Annotated in this window: 16 protein-coding genes; 9 read left to right on the top strand and 7 right to left on the bottom strand. The window is 68.7% G+C overall.

Annotated elements, in window-relative coordinates; genetic code table 11:
- Positions 1 to 84: 84 nt before the first annotated feature.
- Positions 85 to 1,776: an asparagine synthase B gene (asnB, locus tag C1926_RS17345; RefSeq protein WP_108760049.1), complete on the bottom strand. Its 1,692-nt coding sequence runs from the start codon at positions 1,774 to 1,776 to the stop codon at positions 85 to 87.
- Between the two features lie 359 nt (positions 1,777 to 2,135).
- On the opposite strand from asnB, the gene C1926_RS17340 reads away from it, so the two are divergent.
- The gene (locus C1926_RS17340; RefSeq protein WP_108760048.1) at positions 2,136 to 3,014 is read left to right on the top strand and encodes a tetratricopeptide repeat protein; all 879 of its coding nucleotides are present in this window, start codon (positions 2,136 to 2,138) and stop codon (positions 3,012 to 3,014) included.
- A gap of 75 nt (positions 3,015 to 3,089) precedes the next feature.
- Here the strand turns inward: C1926_RS17340 and dapE are convergent, their stop codons facing one another.
- The 6 genes from dapE to map are packed head-to-tail and all read right to left on the bottom strand — an operon-like array spanning position 3,090 to position 9,941.
- Complete coding sequence (gene dapE / locus C1926_RS17335; RefSeq protein WP_108760047.1) at positions 3,090 to 4,217, bottom strand: succinyl-diaminopimelate desuccinylase; 1,128 nt, start codon at positions 4,215 to 4,217, stop codon at positions 3,090 to 3,092.
- Positions 4,214 to 4,585 carry an arsenate reductase gene (locus C1926_RS17330; RefSeq protein WP_174214102.1) on the bottom strand — a complete coding sequence of 124 codons (372 nt, stop codon included), beginning with the start codon at positions 4,583 to 4,585 and terminating at the stop codon, positions 4,214 to 4,216. The genes dapE and C1926_RS17330 overlap by 4 nt, the downstream gene beginning before the upstream one ends.
- A gap of 31 nt (positions 4,586 to 4,616) precedes the next feature.
- On the bottom strand, positions 4,617 to 5,483 hold the full coding sequence (locus C1926_RS17325) for a hypothetical protein (RefSeq protein WP_108760046.1): 867 nt from the start codon (positions 5,481 to 5,483) through the stop codon (positions 4,617 to 4,619).
- Positions 5,484 to 5,485: 2 nt separating this feature from the next.
- Entirely contained in the window at positions 5,486 to 6,535 is a 1,050-nt protein-coding gene (gene dapD / locus C1926_RS17320; protein WP_108760045.1) for a 2,3,4,5-tetrahydropyridine-2,6-dicarboxylate N-succinyltransferase, read from the bottom strand.
- Positions 6,535 to 9,162 (bottom strand): [protein-PII] uridylyltransferase, encoded by a 2,628-nt coding sequence (locus C1926_RS17315; protein WP_108760044.1) that lies wholly within the window; start codon positions 9,160 to 9,162, stop codon positions 6,535 to 6,537. Before C1926_RS17315 ends, dapD begins: the two co-directional genes overlap by 1 nt.
- Before the next feature lie 2 nt (positions 9,163 to 9,164).
- The gene (map, locus tag C1926_RS17310) at positions 9,165 to 9,941 is read right to left on the bottom strand and encodes a type I methionyl aminopeptidase (protein ID WP_108747792.1); all 777 of its coding nucleotides are present in this window, start codon (positions 9,939 to 9,941) and stop codon (positions 9,165 to 9,167) included.
- A 239-nt stretch (positions 9,942 to 10,180) separates the two neighbouring features.
- On the opposite strand from map, the gene C1926_RS17305 reads away from it, so the two are divergent.
- The 8 genes from C1926_RS17305 to tsf all read left to right on the top strand — a co-directional run bounded on the left by C1926_RS17305 (position 10,181) and on the right by tsf (position 17,930).
- Positions 10,181 to 10,708: a spore coat U domain-containing protein gene (locus tag C1926_RS17305; RefSeq protein ID WP_108746297.1), complete on the top strand. Its 528-nt coding sequence runs from the start codon at positions 10,181 to 10,183 to the stop codon at positions 10,706 to 10,708.
- 10 nt (positions 10,709 to 10,718) lie between these two features.
- On the top strand, positions 10,719 to 11,453 hold the full coding sequence (locus tag C1926_RS17300; protein ID WP_108760751.1) for a molecular chaperone: 735 nt from the start codon (positions 10,719 to 10,721) through the stop codon (positions 11,451 to 11,453).
- A gap of 28 nt (positions 11,454 to 11,481) precedes the next feature.
- Positions 11,482 to 13,827: a fimbria/pilus outer membrane usher protein gene (locus C1926_RS17295; RefSeq protein ID WP_108760750.1), complete on the top strand. Its 2,346-nt coding sequence runs from the start codon at positions 11,482 to 11,484 to the stop codon at positions 13,825 to 13,827.
- Entirely contained in the window at positions 13,824 to 14,843 is a 1,020-nt protein-coding gene (locus tag C1926_RS17290; RefSeq protein WP_254057306.1) for a spore coat U domain-containing protein, read from the top strand. Before C1926_RS17295 ends, C1926_RS17290 begins: the two co-directional genes overlap by 4 nt.
- 67 nt (positions 14,844 to 14,910) lie before the next feature.
- Positions 14,911 to 15,186 carry a hypothetical protein gene (locus C1926_RS17285; RefSeq protein WP_108760043.1) on the top strand — a complete coding sequence of 92 codons (276 nt, stop codon included), beginning with the start codon at positions 14,911 to 14,913 and terminating at the stop codon, positions 15,184 to 15,186.
- Positions 15,186 to 15,902: a fimbria/pilus periplasmic chaperone gene (locus C1926_RS17280; RefSeq protein ID WP_254057305.1), complete on the top strand. Its 717-nt coding sequence runs from the start codon at positions 15,186 to 15,188 to the stop codon at positions 15,900 to 15,902. Before C1926_RS17285 ends, C1926_RS17280 begins: the two co-directional genes overlap by 1 nt.
- Before the next feature lie 219 nt (positions 15,903 to 16,121).
- Positions 16,122 to 16,928: a 30S ribosomal protein S2 gene (rpsB, locus tag C1926_RS17275; RefSeq protein WP_079221259.1), complete on the top strand. Its 807-nt coding sequence runs from the start codon at positions 16,122 to 16,124 to the stop codon at positions 16,926 to 16,928.
- A gap of 126 nt (positions 16,929 to 17,054) precedes the next feature.
- Complete coding sequence (gene tsf, locus C1926_RS17270) at positions 17,055 to 17,930, top strand: translation elongation factor Ts (RefSeq protein ID WP_108760042.1); 876 nt, start codon at positions 17,055 to 17,057, stop codon at positions 17,928 to 17,930.
- The last annotated feature ends 298 nt before the right edge of the window (positions 17,931 to 18,228 follow it).

The raw sequence follows: 18,228 nt of genomic DNA, 5'->3' as shown, positions 1-18,228 counted from the left end.
CCCGGCGCTACCGGGGAAGGTAGCGCCAGGCCGTGTCCGGCGGAATCATTCGGCGGTAGCGCCGGGCCGTGCCCGGCGCAGACATCAGGCCAGGGCCTGCTCGTGGACGCCGGCGATGGCGCGGCCGGAGGGGTCGGCGGCGGCGGCGAAGCTGGCATCCCAGGCGATGGCGGCCGGCGATGAACAGGCGATCGACTTGCCGCCCGGCACGGTTTCCGCGGCGGCACGGCTCGGGAAGAACTGCTCGAACAGGTGGCGGTAGTAGTACGCCTCCTTGGTCTGCGGCGGGTTGTGCGGGAAGCGCTTGTCAGCCGCCGCCAGCACGCGGTCGCTCACCTGCGCCTCGGCGTGCGCCTTCAGGCCATCGATCCAGCCGTAGCCGACGCCATCGCTGAACTGCTCCTTCTGCCGCCACAGGATGCTGTCAGGCAGGTAGCCATCGAAGGCTTCGCGCAGCACCGCCTTTTCGATGCGGCGGCCACCGAAACCGGCGCCGACCATCTTGTGCGCGGCGTCGAAGCGCATCGCCACATCGAGGAACTCGCGGTCGAGGAACGGCACGCGCGGCTCCACGCCCCAGGCCATCATCGATTTGTTGGCACGCAGGCAATCGTAGTTGTGCAGGGCATCGAGCTTGCGCACCAGTTCCTGGTGGAATTCGCGCGCATCCGGTGCCTTGTGGAAGTACAGGTAGCCACCGAAGATCTCGTCGCTGCCCTCACCGGACAGCACCATCTTCACCCCCATCGCCTTGATGCGGCGGGCCAGCAGGAACATCGGTGTCGATGCACGAATGGTGGTGACGTCGTAGGTTTCGATGTGGCGGATCACTTCGGGCAGCACGTCCAGGCCTTCCTCGAAGCTGTACTCGAAGCCGTGGTGGACGGTGCCCAGTGCTTCGGCGGCGATGGCGGCAGCGGCCAGGTCGGGCGAACCCTTCAGGCCGATCGCGAAGGAATGCAGGCGCGGCCACCAGGCCTCGCTCTGCCCGCCATCCTCGATGCGGCGGCGTGCGTAGCGGGCGGCCACGGCGGCCACCAGCGAGGAATCGAGGCCACCGGACAGCAGCACGCCGTAGGGCACGTCGCTCATCAACTGGCGCTCGACGGCCTGTTCAAACGCCTGGCGCAGTTCGGCCAGGTCGGCCTGGCGGCCTTCCACGTCGGCATAGTCGCGCCACGGCTGCTGGTAGTAGCGCACCAGTTCACCGCTGGCGCTGTCGTAGTAATGGCCCGGCGGGAACTGTGCGACGTCGGCGCAGGAATCGACCAGTGCCTTCATTTCCGAGGCCACGCGCAGGCGTCCCTGCGCATCGTGGCCCCAGTACAGCGGCACCACGCCGACCGGGTCGCGCGCCACCAGCACGCGGCCGGCATCGCGGTCCCACAGGGCGAAGGCGAAGATGCCATTGAGCTGTTCCAGCCACTGCGCCGGCGCACCGCCCTGGCGGTACACCGCGTTGATCACCTCGCAGTCCGAACCGGTCTGGAAGTCGTACGCGGTGGCCAGCGTGGCCTTGAGGGCCTGATGGTTGTAGATCTCGCCGTTGACCGCCAGAGCCAGCTGGCCGTCGGCCGACAGCAGCGGCTGCGAGCCGCCGGCCGGGTCGACGATGGCCAGGCGCTCGTGGACCAGCAGCGCACCTTCGTCCAGGTACACGCCGCTCCAGTCCGGGCCGCGGTGGCGCTGCCGCTGCGACAGTTCCAGCGCGTGGCGGCGCAGGGCGGGAAGATCGTCACCGGCCTGCAGGCCGAAGATTCCGAAGATCGAACACATGGGTGGCGCTCCTGTTGTGGGGGATTACACGGCGGGAAGGTGTTCGACCGGCCAACCAGGCCCGGGAGGGCTGCGCCCGGGCACAAAAAAACCCGCATCGGCCGATGCGGGTTTTCTGGTGTCCGGGCGTATGTTGCTGTCTATCTACCCAGGGCGCAGTCCCGCATCGGCCGCGCACGATTGCGCGCACGGTTATTCCCGCGCAGATTATTGCGGTTGGTATTGTTGACGGCGGTGGCCAGGTGGATCGACATGGCACCGACCGTAACGCGGTTTCCGGGGCCGTGCAACAGTTGCGTTGGCAACCAGCCGGACCGGCTGGCAGCGCATAATGGCCCGCCCTGCACTGTGTAACTGCAATGCAACACCGCAATGGACGCACCGCAGCGCTGACCTCCCTGCTCTGCCTGGGCCTGGCCGCCTGCCAGACGCTGCCCCCGCCCTCCGCGCTGCCGCCGTCCGAGCAGCAGGCGCTGGAAAATCGCGGAAGCGACGGCAGCTTCGAGAGTGCCTGGGATACTGCAGAAACCTTCGAGCGTTTCAACGATCCGCGCGCCATCGTTTACTACCAGCGCGCCGCAGCCGTCATGCCCTGGACCTTCCACAACGCCAGGGCGGAAGAAGCGCTGGGCCGGATCTGGAGCTCCGGTACGCTGCGCTATGCCGACAGTCCCCACATCAACCCGACACCGGTGCTGCGCGCATCCTGGCGACGCGGCGAGCGCGCCTACCTGGCCGCGGCAAACCACGGCAATCCCTACGCGTTCAATGAACTCGCCGCTGCCTATCGCCAGCATGGCGACGCACAGCAGGCGCTGCGCTGGGATCTGCGCGGAATGATCTACCAGCGCTATCCAAGCCGTTCCTCACGCCTGCCCGATGCCGTGGCCGCAGAGGCCGGCACCGTGCACGCACTGGTGGTCGGCATCCAGCGCCGTGCCGAACGCGGCGATGCCGAAGCGCAGGTGGATCTGGGCGCACTGCTGGAACGCGGCGTGGGCCTGCCACGCGATCCTGCACGTGCACTGCAGCTCTACCAGCGTGCGGGAGAACAGGGCAATGTGTTCGGCCAGTACTTCGCCGGCCTGCTGTTGGGCCGCAGTGCGCCTGGCGTGGAGAAGGACACCGAAGCAGCGACCCGCTGGTTTGCCAAGGCCGAAGCGCAGCGCTTCTACATGGCAGCACCGGGCTACTGGGAAAAAGCGATCAAGCCGCCGTTCTTCATTTTCTCGGAATGATCCCAGAAGCCGCCGGGCATGGCCCGGCGCTACCGGTCGGGGTGGGTAGCGCCGGGCCATGCCCGGCGTCATGCCTCATGCGAGCAGCCGTTCCACCAGCCGCTGGTACAGGCCCGGCAGGGCCTCCAGCTCGTCCACGCGCACGTTCTCGTCCACCTGGTGGATGCTGGCGTTGACCGGCCCCACTTCGATGCACTGCGCACCCAGCGGTGCGATGAAGCGGGCATCGGACGTGCCGCCCCCGGTGCTCTCTTCCGGCGCACGGCCGATGTGCTCGGCCAACACCGCACGCGCGGCCGCACGCAGCGGGCCTTCCGGGGTGTAGAACGGCTCGCCGCTGCGGTGCCACTTCAGCGCGTACTGCAGGCCATGCCGGTCCAGCAACGCGGTGATCTCCGCTTCCAGCTTCGGCGCATCCCAGTGCGGGTTGTAGCGGATGTTGAAATCCACCTCCAGTTCGCCGGGGATCACGTTGTTGGCGCCGGTGCCGGCGTGGATGTTGGAGATCTGCAGGCTGGTCGGCGGGAAGCTTTCATAGCCCTCGTCCCAGCGCCGCGCACTCAGTTCGGCCAGCGCGGGCGCCGCCTGGTGGATGGGATTGCGCGCCTTCTCCGGGTAGGCCACGTGGCCCTGCACGCCCTGCACGCGCAGCTTGGCCGACAGGCTGCCACGACGACCGACGCGCAGCAGGTCGCCCAGCGTCGCCGTCGACGAGGGCTCGCCGGTGATGCACCAGTCGATGCGCTGGCCGCGCTCGGCAAACAGGCGCGCGACATGGCGCACGCCATCGATGGCATCGCCTTCCTCGTCGCTGGTGAGCAGCACGGCCAGCGTGCCGGCATGGTCCGGGTGGGCGGCAACAAACTGCTCGGCAGCGATGACGAAGGCTGCCACGCTGCCCTTCATGTCCGCGGCGCCGCGGCCGTACAGCACGCCGTCGCGGATCTCCGGCGTGAACGGATCACTCTGCCACGCCTCGCGCGGGCCCGGCGGCACCACGTCGGTGTGGCCCAGCAGCACCAGCACCGGCGCACCGCTGCCGTGGGTCGCCCACAGGTTGTCGACCTCGCCCAGGCGCAGGTGCTCGCACTGGAAGCCTGCCTGCTGCAGGCGCGCGGACAGCAGCGCCTGGCAGCCCGCATCATCCGGCGTCACCGACGGCCGCGCGATCAGCTCGCAGGCCAGGTCGAGGACGGCGCTCACGCGCCACCCACGCCGAAGCGGGCCTTGAAGCCGTTGTCACTGAAGCCCTGGCTGACCGTACCGTCGGCGGTCACCACCACAGGGCGCTTGATCAGCTGCGGGTACTCGCGCAGCAGCAGCTTCCACTCGGCATCCGAGTCGGCAGCCTTGCGGTTGTCCGGCAGCTGCCGCCACGTGGTGGAGGACTTGTTGACCATCGCGCCCAGGCCGCCCAGCTGCGCGGCCCACTCCAGCAGGGTCTCCGGGCTGGGCTTGTTGTCGCGGTAGTCGACGAAGGTGTAAGGCACGCCGAAGCGGTCCAGCCACTTGGTCGCCTTCTTGCAGGTATCGCAGTTCTTCAAACCGTAGACAGTGGTGCTCATGGCCATCTGTGATGCAGGAAAACAGGTGGCCAGAATCTCACAAGAGGCGCTCGGACACGACCCGGAACGGCACCGTTGGCAGGCGGAATGCCAAGCCTTCGGCCAGGTCCACGCCCATCGCCTGCAGCCGCGGGCAGTGCTGCCCGCCCTGCAGCTGCAGTGGTTGCAGCCGGGCGATATCCACCGGCAGATCGATGCGGGTACTGGCCCAGCGCTGGTCGCAGGTGCGGGCGATGGCTTCGTCCTGGCAGGCCAGGAAGCGCAGCAGGGCCGCGTGGCCACCAAAGGCCGCGGCCCACGCCGGATGATTCCAGCCGTCGGCCGCGCACCACTGCAGGTGCAGGGCCGGGGCACTGCCCTGCCCGCCTTCGATCAGGGTGTGCCCGCCGCCATCGGCGCGCACCCCATGCTCAAAGCGCGTGGACAGATGCGGCTGCATGGCATCGCTGAACGCGCGGGCGCCGGCCACGAAGGCCAGCTGGTCCATCACGTTGCGGTCGAACAGCACCACCGGCGTGCCCTGCGGGTCGTCGTCGCGGCGCAGGTACCAGCGCCAGTTGCTCTGCCAGGGCGAAGGCATCAACGCACGCAGCGGGCCGGCCGCACGCGGGCCGAAGTGGCCGTGGCGATAGCTGAGGATGGTGTACGGGGTACGCCCTTCATGCACGACGTAATGGTGGCCCGGGGGCGGCAGCGGCGCGTGCCGCACGTCCACCCACCAGCTGGCGTAGACCACGTCGCGCACATCGCTGGCCAGCGCGGGCATGGGCCAGCGCCGCGACAGTGCGCGGCGCAGCCGGGTCCACTGCGGGGCATGCAACAGGCGCGGCAGCATCCGCCCGAACGCAGTGTCGGACGGATGCCGGTAGATCGCGGACTGCGCCAGGTCTTCCAGCGCAGTCACCTTCAGTCGGCCAGGCCGCGCAGCAGGTCGTTGACGCTGGTCTTGCTGCGGGTCTTCGCATCGACCTGCTTGACGATCACCGCGCAGTACAGCGAATGGGTGCCGTCCTTGCTTGGCAGCGAGCCGGACACCACCACGCTGTACGGCGGGATGTAGCCGTAGGTGATCTCGCCGGTGGCGCGGTTGTAGATGCGGGTGCTCTGGCTGAGGAACACGCCCATGCCGATCACGCTGTGGTGGCCGACGACCACGCCTTCCACCACTTCCGAACGCGCACCGATGAAGCAGTGGTCTTCGATGATGGTCGGGCTGGCCTGCAGCGGCTCGAGCACGCCGCCGATGCCGGCGCCACCGGACAGGTGGCAGTGCTGGCCGATCTGCGCGCAGGAACCGACGGTGGCCCAGGTGTCGACCATGGTGCCTTCGCCCACGTAAGCGCCGATGTTGGTGAAGCTCGGCATCAGCACCACGTCCTTGCCGAAGTACGTGCCGCGGCGGGCGATCGCACCCGGCACCACGCGCACGCCACCGCGGCGGAACTTCGCTTCGTCATAGCCGGCAAAGCGCGATTCGACCTTGTCCCAGAACGGCGCCGGGCGCGCGTCGACCACGGCCATGTCGTTGACGCGGAAATACAGCAGCACCGCTTTCTTCAGCCACTCGTTGACCTTCCAGCCGCCGTGGCCGTCCGGCTCGGCGACACGGAATTCACCGGTTTCCAGGCCATCGATCACGCGGTTGACCAGCGGCCGGGTGGACCCTTCCAGCTCATGCAGGGTCAGCGTGGCGCGGCGCTCGAAGGCGCTCTCGATGCCGAACTTCAGTTCTTCCACGCCCGGCACCGGCGGCTTGCGCAGCGACTTGCGGGCGATGGTTTCGGCGCGGGCGGCTTCGGCGCTCTTGGCCGGGGCCTTCTTCGCGACCGGCTTCTTCGCAGCGGCAGCCTTCTTCACCGGCGCCTTGGCCGGGGCGGCCTTCTTCGGTGCAGCAGTCTTTTTCGCCGCTGCGCTCTTGGCGGTCGCAGCAGTCTTCTTCACAGGCTTGGTGGCCATCAGGTGGGGTCTCCGGCGTTTCGATCAGGGTCCAGGCAGGCCAGCATCGCGTCATGCAGCTGCTGCCGGGCGGGTTCGGTCAGGGGGAGGTCGTGTTCGTCACTGATCACGAAGGTGTCTTCGGCGCGTTCGCCGAACGTGGCAATGCGCGCGTCATGCACGCGCAGGCCCTGGTTGCGCAGCACGAACGCCACGTCGGCCAGCAGGCCGGGGCGGTCGGGCGCGACCAGGGCAAAACGGGTTGCGCCGGGCTCATCGCGGAACTCGATGCGCGGGGCGAAACGAAAGTGGCGCAGCTGCCGTGGCACCACCCGCCGCGACGGGCGCAGGCGGGTCAGGTCGCCACTCAGCGCTTCGCGCAAGGCAGCTTCCAGGTTGGCACTGCTGCCATCGGCGAAGGTATCGGCCGGGCTCACTTCGAAGGTATCGAAAATGGTGTCGGACGGACCGTCCAGCACGCGTGCGCGATGGATGCCGTAGCCCTTGCGGTCCAGGGTCATCACGATCGCCGCGAACAGGCCATCACGGTCCGGCGAGTGCACGAACACTTCCAGTGCCGGGTCGTCCACGCTGATCCGGCGCACCTTCACCAGGGTGTGGCCCTGCTTGATCGGCACCAGCGCCGAGGCCTGCCAGGCCAGCTGCTCCGGGCGCAGGCGCATGAACCCTTCGTCGGGCATCACCGCGAACTGGCGGTCGATGGTGGCATCGTCGTATCCCTGCTCGCGCACCAGCGCGCGCACGCTGTCGCGCGCCTCGGCCACGCGCTCGGCGGGCGGCACCGGGTGTTCCAGGCCCTCGCGCAGCGCGCGCCGGGTGGCGAAGTACAGGTCGGCCAGCAGCCGGTCCTTCCACGCGTTCCACAGCTTGGGGCTGGTGCCGGCGATGTCGGCGCAGGTCAGCAGGTACAGGTAGTCGAGGCGATCACGGCTGCCGACCAGGGTGGCGAAGCGATGGATCACCACCGGATCGGCGATGTCCTGCTTCTGCGCGGTCACCGACATGCGCAGGTGCTGCTCCACCAGCCAGGCCACCAGCTCGGTATCGGTGCCGCTCAGTGCATGGGCGTGGCAGAACGCGCGTGCGTCCACCGCGCCCAGCTCGGAATGGTCGCCGCCGCGGCCCTTGGCGATGTCGTGGAACAGGCCCGCCAGCAGCAACAGCTCGGGCTTGCGCAGGCGCGGCCAGACTTCGTGGGCGATCGAGAAACGTTCATCGGCACGGCTGCTGGCGAACAGCCCGATGTTGCGCAGGACCATCAGCGTGTGCTGGTCGACCGTGTAGACATGGAACAGGTCGAACTGCATGCGCCCGCTGACCTGGGCGAAGGCGGGAATCCACTGCCCGAGCACGCCCAGCCGCGCCATGCGCGAAAGCGTGTCGACCGGGCGCTGGCCACGCAGCAGGGCCATGAACTGCTCGCGTGCATTGGCGTCGGCGCGGTCGTAGGCCGGCAGCAGCGGCAGCGCCTCGGCCAGCGCGCGTGCGGTGAGCGAATGCAGGCCGCGCACCTGAGGGTTGTTGGCCCAGCCAGCGAACAGGGCGAAAACCTGGCCGACATCACCGCACGGCCACTCCGCATCGTTGGCGGCCAGGTAGCCACGGCGCAGCGAAAAGCCCACGGTGAGGGGTTCAGGCTGCGCCTCGCCGTCGAACTGTTCCTCGAAACGCTGCAGCAGGCGGTCGCTGATCCGGCGCACCACCAGGGCGGCGCGGTAGAACCCCTGCATCATCTTCTCGACGCCCAGGTTCTCGGCGTCGTCTTCGAAGCCCAGGCGCGCGGCCAGGGTCTTCTGGTAATCAAAGCGCAGGCGTTCTTCCGGGCGCCGCGCCACCAGGTGCAGGCCGAAACGCAGGCGTGCCAGCACCGCGCGCTCGCGCTTCAGCGCGGCCGCTTCATCGGCGCCCAGGTGGCCCAGCCCGACCAGTGCTTCCAGGTCACGCACGCCGAAGGCGCGCAGCGCCATCCAGCCCAGGGTGTTGAGATCGCGCAGGCCACCGGGGCCGTCCTTCAGGTCCGGCTCCAGGTTGTCGGCGGTATCGCCGAAGCGCTGGTGGCGGTTGCGCAGCTCTTCCAGCTTGGCCAGGAAGAACGTGCGCGCCGGCCACAGCTCGCGGTCATCGATGGCCCCGCGCAGCGCGCGCCGCGCGGCCTCGTAGGCCACGATCGGGCGCGCTTCGATCAGTGCGGTCAGCACGGTCTGGTCGGCGGCCGCCTCGCGGCACTGCGCCGCCGAACGCACGGCATGGCTGACCGCCAGGCCGCAGTCCCACAGCAGCGCGAACAGGCGCGAAAGCCCGGCCTCATGCGCCAGCTGCGCCGGCGCATCGCCGAACACCAGCAGGTCGATGTCCGAGCGCGGGAACAGTTCGCCACGCCCGTAGCCACCCACCGCGAACACCGACAGGCCGCTGCCGGCCGGCACGCAGCGCTGCCAGGCCAGCCGGATCAGGTGGTCGGCCGCACGTGCGCGCAGCGCGATCAAGCGCTCGATGTTGTCGCCCTGGTCGAAGCGGCGGTACAGGCGCGCATCGGCCTGCTGCAGCGCCTGCCGTGCGGCAGACGCCCATTCGGGATCGTCGAGCGAATCGGCCGGCGCGTCCAGCAGTGAACCCGCCGGCAGCATCGTCAGGAGACCTGCGATTCGCCCGGCGACAGGGTCAGCACGTCCACGCCGGTCTCGGTGACCGCGATCATGTGCTCCCACTGCGCCGACAGCTTGCGGTCCTTGGTCACCACGGTCCAGCCATCCGGCAGCACCTTGTTGTAGCGGGTGCCCTCGTTGATCATCGGCTCGATGGTGAAGGTCATGCCCGGCTGCAGCACCAGGCCCTGGCCCGGGCGGCCGTAATGCACCACCTGCGGCTCATCGTGGTAGACCTTGCCGATGCCGTGGCCGCAGTACTCGCGCACCACGCTGAAACGCTCGCCTTCGGCATAGCTCTGGATGGCATGGCCGATGTCGCCCAGGGTGGCGCCCGGACGCACCGCGCGGATGCCGCGCCACATGGCTTCGTAGGTGGCTTCCACCAGGCGGCGGGCCATCACCGACGGCGTGCCGACGAAGTACATGCGGCTGGTGTCGCCGTGCCAGCCGTCCTTGATGACGGTGACGTCGATGTTGATGATGTCGCCATCCTTGAGCACCTTCCCTTCGCTGGGGATGCCGTGGCAGATGACATTGTTGACCGAGGTGCACACGCTCTTGGGGAAGCCGCGGTAGCCGACGTTGGCCGGCGTGGCGCCCTGCACGTTCACGATGTGGTCGTGGCAGATGCGGTCCAGCTCCTCGGTGGTGACACCAGGCTTGACGTGGGGGGTGACGATGTCGAGCACTTCGCTGGCCAGGCGGCCGGCGATGCGCATCGCCTCGATTTCCTGCGGGGTTTTCAGATTCACGCTCATGGCACCCATTATCGCCGATCCGGCCACAATCTGAACGAACGCCACCCAACTGGGCGCATCGACGATGCACGGATCCGGCAAGGAGCCCGGAAACGTGACCCGCCCCACGCTTTGTCCGACGCAATTATCACTGAATACAGACACTTACCCGCTCTAGGCTGAACAGGACCGTCGTCAACGCGGTGCAGAACGTGCCGCTCCGACCTGTCCAACAGACCCTCGGGTCAGGGAGGCTGTACATGCGATCTGCACTGCGTTCCCCCATCACCTGGGCCGCGGCCCTGCTCCTGGCCGGCCCCGCATCGGCGGCCGACACCACGACATTCAATGTCCTGCTGACCATCAACAAGGCCTGCACCATCACCGCTGCCGCCGCGACCAACGTCAACTTCGGCAACGCAGACGCCAGTTCGACCACGCCGCTCAACGCCCAGGGCACGCTGACCGCCCAGTGCAGCGTGACCACCCCCTACACGATCGCGCTCAATGCCGGCCTCAACGCGGGGACCGCAGCCGACGTGACCACACGGCGCATGCGCAATACCGATACCGGCGTGACCGCCAACAACTTCGTCGGCTACCAGCTGTACCAGGATGCTGGGCACAGCGTGGTCTGGGGCTCCACCACCGGCACCAACACCCAGGCAGGCACCGGCACGGGCGCCAACCAGGTCTACCAGGTCTACGGCCAGGTGGCCAACCCGAGCGTCAACAACGCCGCGCCGGGCGCCTACCAGGACACCATCACCGCCACGATCACCTATTGAGGTGGCGCTGATGGTGCTGCGTACCGACCGCTGGCTGCGAACGCTGGCGTGGGTTGCTTTGGCCCTGCCCGCGAGCCCTTGCCTGGCCGCCAGCCTGCAGGTATCCCCGACCCAGTTCGAGCTGCGGCCGGCACAGAAAGCCGAGGCCCTGTGGATCAGCAACAGCGGCACCGAAACGGTGCAGGTGCAGGTGCGCGTCTTCCAGTGGCAGCAGGCCGACGGCCGTGACCAGTTGACGCCCACGCAGGCGCTGCTGCCCAGCCCGCCGATGCAGGCCCTGGCCGCCGGCCAGCGCCAGCTGATCCGGCTTGTGCGGGCCGAAGAAGGGGCGCCCGCCACGCAGCAGGCATACCGCGTGATCGTCGATGAAATACCGGCGTATGACCCCACACGGCAAGGCATGCAGTTCGTCCTGCGCTATTCGATTCCCGTCGTGGTGCAGCCGGCCGGCAAGCCGCCCGAACCGCGGCTGTCCGCGCGGCTGGTGGAAGCAGGCGCCGCGCAGGCGCAGCTGGAGGTCAGCAACAGCGGCCAGGGGCAGGCCCAGATTGCCGACCTCGGCCTGGTCGTGCGCGGCCACAGGACACCGGTGATGGATGGGCTGGTGGGATACGTACTGCCCGGCCAGACCATGCGCTGGCCGCTGCAGCAGCCCCCTGCGCAACTGCAGGGCGGCACCTTCAGCGCGAGGATCAACGGTGGCTCGGAGCCGATTCCATTGCCCGCCACGCCGCCGGCTCGCTGAGGCCTGCGTGCTGGCCTGCTGCAGCGGCATGGCGTCGCTTTCAGGGCAGGCCCTGGCGCGCGAGGTGGGCGCCGAGGCGATGGACGTCGCTGCCGACGCGTTGCTGCCGCCCCCGACGCCACTGACCGCCAGCCAGGCGCTGTACCTGGAGACCACCTTGAACCAGGCCCCGCGCGGGCTGCTGCGTTTCGATGAGCTGGGCGGACGGCTGCTGGCCCCCGCCGCGACCCTGCGCCAGCTCGGCTTCCCCGTGCAGGGCGACAGCCCGGTCTACCTGGACCAGCTCGCCGGCGTGGTCGTGCACTACGACGCCGGCCTGCAGATCCTGGACCTGCAGGTTCCACTGCAGCTGCTGCAGCTGCCCACCGCCCAGCTGGGGCGCAGCGCGCAGGGCACCCCGGCCGCGCAGTCCTCTCCCGGCATGGCGTTGAACTACGACCTGTATGCCAGCCACAGTGACGGGCTGGGCAACCTGAGCCTCAATACCGACCTGCGCCTGTTCGGCGTCGGCCGCGGCAGCCTGCGCAGCACCGGCCTGATGCGCACCTACCAGCTGCCCGGCGAAGGCTGGCAGCATCAGTCGGTGCGGCTGGACACAAGCTGGCGCCTGGATCTTCCCGACCAGGCACTCAGCCTGACCGTGGGCGATTTCTACAGCGGATTCCTGGAATGGTCGCGTCCTGCGCGCATGGCCGGCATCCAGATCGGGCGCAATTACGGGCTGCAGCCGTACCGGGTGCTCACCCCTACCCCGTCGTTCCTGGGCGAAGCTGTCGTCCCATCCAACGTCGAGCTGTATGTCGATGGCCTGCGCCAGTACGGCGGCCAGGTTCCCGTGGGGCCGTTCCAGCTGGCCACGCAGCCGGGCATCAGCGGCACCGGCACCGCGCAGGTGGTGGTCACCGATGCCTTCGGCCGCATGCAGACCCTGGACTTTTCGTTCTACAGCACGCAGCAGCTGCTGGCCGCCGGCCTGTCCGACTGGTCCGCCGGCATCGGCCGGCTGCGGCGTGATTTCGGCATCCACTCGTTCCGCTACGACAGTGACACGGTCGCCAGCGCCACCCTGCGCCGCGGCATCAGCAACCAGTTCACCCTCGAAGCACATGCCGAAGGCGGTGGCGGTGTCCTCAATGCAGGCCTGGGCGGTGCATGGCTGCTGGGCCGGGCCGGCGTGCTCAGTGCGAACTGGAGCGAGAGCCGGGATGACCAGCGCCGGGGCCGGCAGTACGGGATGGGCTACAACTGGAACAACCGCCGGTTCAACGTGAACCTGGCCAGCCGCCGCACATCCGGCGACTACCGCGACCTGGGCAGCCTGCAGGACAGCCTGCCGCCGCGCATCAGCGAACAGGCCAGCTTCGGCGTGGACCTGCAGCGGCTGGGCACGGTGAGCCTGAGCTACCTGCGGCTTGACCAGGCCGTGCCGGTGCTGGATGCACCGCAACCGGCGCCCGGCCCCGGCCTGCCCTATACCCGCACCCGCTACCTGAGCCTGTTCTGGTCGCGCAGCTTCGGCCGCTGGAATGCCTACCTGTCGGCCACCCAGGACATCGACCAGCGGCAGAACCGCAGCATCTACCTGTCGCTGGGCACCCGCCTGGGCGAGGACAGGCAGGCCACCCTGGCGGTGCAGCGCAATGGCGACGTCGATCGCGCCAGTGCCGAAGTGATGCGGCCGGTACCCGGCGATGGCAGCCGCAGCGGCCCGGGCTGGCGCCTGCAGGCCCGCGATGACGGCGGCCTGGCGGAGATCGGCGCGCTGGGCAGCCACGGTCGCTACTCGGCCGGGCTTTCCCGCGATGCAGGCCAGACCTTCGCCTACGGCAACGCCAGTGGCAGCCTGGTGTGGATGGCGGGCAGCGTGTTTGCCGCCCGCGAAGTACCCGATGCGTTCGCGGTGGTGTCCACCGGGCGCCCCGGCATTCCGGTGATGCTGGAAAACCGCCCGGTTGGCGTGACCAACCGGAATGGGCTGCTGCTGGTCACGCCACTGCTGTCCTGGCAGCGCAACCGGCTGGGCATCGATACCCTCGACCTTCCTGCCGACATGCGCGCCGAGCGTGTCGAGACCTTCGCCACGCCGCGCCAGGGCGCTGGCATGCGGGTGGATTTCAAGCTGGTGCACAGCCGCGGCGCACTGCTGACCCTGCTCGACGAAGCAGGCCAGCCGCTGCCGCTGGGCGCGCGGATCAGCGGTACGGGCGTGACCCCGACGGTGGTCGGCCACGATGGCCAGGCCTGGGTCGAGTTCAGCGGCGAGCCGCCGCGGCTGCTGATCGAAAGCGAGCGCGGGCGCTGCCATGTGCAGATGCCGGCCAGCACCTCGCGCCGCTCGCCGCCGCTGCGCTGCCTGCCGGAGCCTGCGCCGTGAACCGGGTGCTGCTGCTGTTGCTGTTGTGCGGGCTGGCCATGCTGGCACTGCCCGCGCGTGCGGCCACCACCTGCACGCTGTCCAGCCCGACGCTGGCGTTCGGCGCCGTCTCCAATGGGCTGGTCGATACCAGCACGACCTTCAGCGTGACCTGCACCACCGGCGCGGTCGCATTGCTGGCCAACGCGCGGGTGACGTTCTGCCTGGGGCTGCCCGCCGGCACCGGTGGAACCGGCATCGCCCCCTGGCGCACCCTGGCCAACAGCTTTGGTGACCGGTTGAACTACCAGATCTACAGCGACCCCTCGCGAACCATCGCGATCGGCAGCGGCGCAGCGACCAGCCCGACATGGGTGAGCTGGCAGATGCAGTATCCGGTGCCCCTGCTGGGCGGCTCGGGTACCGCATCATTCACGCTGTACGGGCGCTACCCGGCCAACCAGGTGCTGTCAGCAGGTGCGTTCACCAGCGCCCTGGCCGCCACCTTCCAGTACGCGTACAACGAGCCGCTGCTGGGCACGCCCAACTACCCCGCGACCTGCCTGCTGCAGCCTCCGGCGGCGACCGGCAATTCAAACCTGCAGGCGGCGGCGATGACCCTCACCGCCACGGCGACGGTCAACCCGGCGTGCGGCGCCTATGTCACCGCGCCGATGGATTTCGGCGTGAACACCGGCACGGTCGCCGCCAACATCGACCGCACGGCCGTCTTCAGCCTGACCTGCGTCAACCGCAGCCCGTTCCAGATCGGGCTGGACAACGGCACCCACGCCGATGGCGCCGGCAACCGGCGAATGCGGGTCGGCAGCAGCGGCGCCCTGCTGCCCTACGAGCTGTACCGCGACCCGGCGCGCACCCAGCGCTGGGGCAATGTGCTGAATACCTCCACGGCCAGCGGCGCCGGCACCGGCGCGGCGCAGAACCTGACCGTCTATGGCCGGGTGCCTCCCGCGCCAGGCACCGCGACGCCGCCAGGCAGCTACTCGGACACCATCACGGTCACCATCACCTACTGAGGCGGCGCGACAGGCTTCAGACCGGGGCAGTGCCGCCGATATCGACTGCATTGCCCTGGTGCCGCCCATGTCCTCCCTGCGCCTGATCTGCCTGGCCTGCGCCGCCCTGTCCGTTTTTGCCGCGGCAGCCAGCGACATTCCCCTGCCCGACGCTGCGGCGGCTGACCCCGCTCCCGCGCAGGCCGGTGTCGGGGTGACCCTGCAGATCCGCGCACCCGGCACGGCGCAGGCACCGCTGCAGCGCAGCGACTCGGCCGGCGGGCGTGCCGAGCAGATCCGGGCCCTCAGCCCGCCCGCACAGGAAGGCGATGCGGCGCCTGGCCTCGTGACGATTACCTACTGATGGGGAAGGTCGTGCTGCGGGCGCTGCTGTGCGGGCTGCTGGCCGCCCCTGCCCAGGCCTTGGAACTGTCGCGCAGCGGCGTTGAGATCCCAGCCGGAACCAGCCACGACGCGCTGTGGCTGACCAACGACGAGGCCACTGAATGGACCGGCCACGCCACCGTCTACCGCTGGAACCAGCCCGGCCAGGGGGACACCCTGGACCCGGCGGATGATCTTGCGGTCAGCCCCGCGCGGCTGCACATCCTGCCCGGCCAGCGGCAACGGCTGCGGATCGTGCGGCTGGGGCCGGCACCTGAACGGGACGAACGTGCGTACCGGCTGCTGATCGCGCCCCAGCCAGCAACCGCCCCCGGCCGCGCCGAACGCCATTCCCTTCCGGTCTTCCTGCAGCCGGCGGCATCGGCCCGCCCGCTGCCTCTGCAGGCCGCCCTGCTGGCAGGGCCCGGGCAGACGCCGCGGCTGTGGCTCTACAATGGCGGCACGCTGCACGCGCGCCTGGCCGACCTGACGTTCATCGACGCACAGGGGCACAGCGCCCCCGTGCTGCCGGGACTGGCCGGCTACGTGCTGGCCGGCAGCGGGCGCAGCTGGCCGCTGCCGCCCCGCGACGGGGGCTATGCCGGCGGCGGTTTCCGCGCCCATCTGGCCGATGGCAGCGAAGCGGTGCTCACGCCCGCCCCTGCCATTGCACCGCCGGCACTCTCCGGACTATAATCCGCCGGATGTTCTGCCGCCCCGTGCGCGGAACGCCGTCCACGCCGTACGTCATCGGCGAATCCACACCTGCTGCCCCCATCCGTGCCGGGGTGCTCCGCAAGGAGTTCGGCCACGGAGGCAACAGGGAAGCCCAACCCCGGAACCATCAGCGCTTCCACGCGTCCCGCATACCTATCCCGCGGGCGGAATCGCCGGTTCCCCATCAGGAGTTTTGCAATGCCCCAGGTCACCATGCGTCAGATGCTGGAAGCCGGCGTCCACTTCGGCCACCAGACCCGCTACTGGAACCCCAAGATGGCTCCGTACATCTTCGGCGCCCGCGGCAAGATCCACATCATCAACCTGGAAAAGACCGTCCCGCTGTTCAACGACGCGATGAACTTCATCTCGTCGGTTGCCCAGAAGCGCGGCACCGTCCTGTTCCTGGGCACCAAGCGCAGCGCCCGCGAAACCATCCGCGAAGAAGCCGAGCGTTGCGGCATGCCCTTCATGAACCAGCGTTGGCTGGGCGGCACCCTGACCAACTTCCGTACCGTCAAGCAGTCGGTTGCCCGCCTGAAGGAACTGGAAGCCGGTGAAACCGACGGCACCTTCGAGAAGCTGGTCAAGCACGAAGTGCTGGGCCTGCGTCGCGAGCGCGACAAGCTGGAAGCCTCGCTGGGCGGCATCAAGGACATGAACCGCCTGCCGGACGCCATCTTCGTGATCGACATCGGCCACGAAGACATCGCGATCAAGGAAGCCAAGAAGCTGGGCATCCCGGTCATCGCCGTGGTCGACACCAACTACAACCCGGAACTGGTCGACTACGCGATCCCGGGCAACGACGACGCCATCCGCGCTGTGCAGCTGTACGCCCGCGCCGCTGCCGACGCCGTGCTGGAAGGCAAGGCTGCTGCTCCGCACGCTGCTTCGGTGCGTGAAGAAGACTTCGCCGACGCCGCTGCTGCTGAAGAAGGCAAGCCGGCTCGCCGCGCACCGGCCAAGAAGGCCGCTGCTGACAAGGGCGAAGCCCAGGCCTGATCCAGGCCCCCGGTGGGCGCCCAGCGCCCACCTGTCCTGACCGCTGCCACTGGCGCGGCGACCGGACACTGTCACACGGGCCGGCCAACATGCCGGCCCTACCCCTTTCTTTCGTGAGGTAATCCCGTGGAAATCACTGCTTCCCTGGTCAAGGAACTGCGCGAGCGCACTGGCGCCGGCATGATGGAATGCAAGAAGGCGCTGACCGAAGCCGGCGGCGACATCAACGCCGCTGCTGAAGCCCTGCGCAAGTCGGGCGCCGCCAAGGCCGACAAGAAGGCTGACCGCGTGGCCGCCGAAGGCCGCCTGGGCCTGGCCCAGGACGGCGGCAAGGCCGTGCTGGTCGAGATCAACTCGGAAACCGACTTCGTTGCCAACGACGTCAACTTCAAGAACTTCGTCGATTCCGTCGCCGCTGCCGCCCTGGCATCGGGCGCCGTTGACGCCGAAGCCCTGAAGACCGCCAAGCTGGCCTCCGGCGAGACCGTCGAAGAAGCCCGCGCCACCGCGATCCAGAAGCTGGGTGAAAACATCCAGATCCGTCGCCTGGTCAAGGTCGACACCACCGGCAACGTCGGTGCCTACGTCCACACCAACGGCAAGGTCGGCGTGCTGGTTGACCTGATCGGCGGCGACGCCGAGCTGGCCCGCGGCCTGGCCATGCACGTGGCTGCGCTGAAGCCGCCGCACAACAAGGCTGCCGATGTGCCGGCCGAGTTCGTGGAAAAGGAAAAGGAAATCGAACTGGCCAAGATGTCCGAGAAGGACAAGTCCAAGCCGGCCGACATCCTGGAAAAGATCATCAGCGGCAAGATCAACAAGATCGTCAGCGAAGTGACCCTGTACGGCCAGACCTACGTGCTGGGCGACACCACCGTCGAGCAGGTGGTCAAGGCCGCCGGCGCCGACGTGGCTGGCTTCCAGCTGCTGGTCGTTGGCGAAGGCATCGAGAAGGTGGTTGAAGACTACGCCGCCGAAGTTGCCAAGGCGATGCAGGTCTGATTCCAGCCCACCGGCTGCGAAACGACCAGAAGGAGCCGCGGGAAACCGCGGCTCTTTTTTTGTGCCTGCAGGTGCGCACCGTTGGTGCACCCACCCTCTCCCCCCCTGTGGGTGCGCACCACTTCCCCCTGTGGGTGCGCACCGTTGGTGCGCACATCCTCTCCCCCTGTGGGTGCGCACCGTTGGTGCGCACATCCCAAACAAGGATCTTTGCGTTATCGCCCATTCAAGCCGATACTCGGCATAGGGGAATACGCAATCACATAACAGGAACAGAAGTCGCAGACTGTGATGCATT

Source organism: Stenotrophomonas sp. ZAC14A_NAIMI4_1, from assembly GCF_003086915.1.
GTDB lineage: Bacteria > Pseudomonadota > Gammaproteobacteria > Xanthomonadales > Xanthomonadaceae > Stenotrophomonas.
The sequence above is the reverse complement of the archived record's forward strand: the minus strand, read 5'-3'. Positions and strand labels throughout refer to the sequence as shown.